The following is a 947-nucleotide window of genomic DNA, read 5'->3' as shown; positions in this document are numbered from 1 at the left end:
GCCGATTCCACATCGAGATCCCATGACCACCCTGCCCTCCGGCTACGAACCCAAGTCCCTCGAATCGCGCCTGTACGCCGAATGGGAGGCCAGCGGCTGCTTCCAGCCCAGCGGCCAGGGCGAGCCGTACTCGATCCTGCGGCCGCCTCCCAACGTCACCGGCACGCTGCTCTGCTGCCGCGAGGCGGTGCGGCGCATGTCCACACGCCATGGCGGTCACGGGGGCGCGATCGTCAACGTGTCGTCGGTCGCGGCAAAGACGGGCTCGCCCGGTGAATATGTCGACTACGCCGCATCCAAGGGGGCGATGGATACGCTGACGGGCGGCCTGGCGCAGGAAGTCGCGCAGGAGGGCATCCGCGTCAACGCCGTCCGGCCCGGCTTCATCTACACCGGCATGCATGCCGACGGCGGCGAACCAGGCCGGGTGGACCGGGTGAAGGCATTCGTGCCGATGCGACGTGGCGGCCAGCCGGACGAGGTGGCTCAGGCCATCCTGTGGCTGCTGTCGCCGCAGGCGTCGTACACCACCGGCACCTTCGTCGATGTCGCCGGCGGCCGCTGAAGCACACCCTCTTCAGGCATGTGAGCGACGCGTCGACAACTCCGGCTGCAAGGTGAACCGGTACAAGACGATGTGTGGCGACGTCCCCGTTTGGCAGGCGTGATCACAGTGTGAGGGGGCGCGGATTGGCGATAGTCGAATGCCCTGCCACGCCGGAGCATCCCCTGCATGTCCATCTGGAAAGACCAAGCGCCCGCGAAGAAGGACGGCGCTCCCCTGCCGCGAAAAAAAAAAGCAGATCTGTGACGTGGAACAGCAGCATCAGCACCAATGCCGAGACAAGGCCACTGAGGGTGCCGGATATGAGCTGTGCAAGGAGCAGGGCTGTATACCCGTAGGTTGGGCGGAAAATCAATGCGGTGGTGAGTCCGGTACAGAAGCA

The 947-nt window shown here is 65.5% G+C and carries 2 protein-coding genes; one reads left to right on the top strand and one right to left on the bottom strand.

Features of this window, described 5'->3' with window-relative positions; all coding sequences use genetic code 11:
* Positions 1-196: 196 nt before the first annotated feature.
* Positions 197-565: an SDR family oxidoreductase gene (locus CSC65_RS16050; protein ID WP_238390439.1), complete on the top strand. Its 369-nt coding sequence runs from the start codon at positions 197-199 to the stop codon at positions 563-565.
* 103 nt (positions 566-668) lie between these two features.
* On the opposite strand, the gene CSC65_RS16280 is transcribed toward CSC65_RS16050, so the two are convergent.
* A partial coding sequence (locus CSC65_RS16280; RefSeq protein ID WP_238390438.1) for a hypothetical protein occupies positions 669-947 on the bottom strand: 279 nt, incomplete at its 5' end.

Source organism: Pseudoxanthomonas daejeonensis (assembly GCF_010093205.1).
In the GTDB taxonomy this organism is placed as follows: Bacteria; Pseudomonadota; Gammaproteobacteria; order Xanthomonadales; family Xanthomonadaceae; genus Pseudoxanthomonas; species Pseudoxanthomonas daejeonensis.
This window is presented reverse-complemented; position numbering and strand designations above follow the sequence as displayed.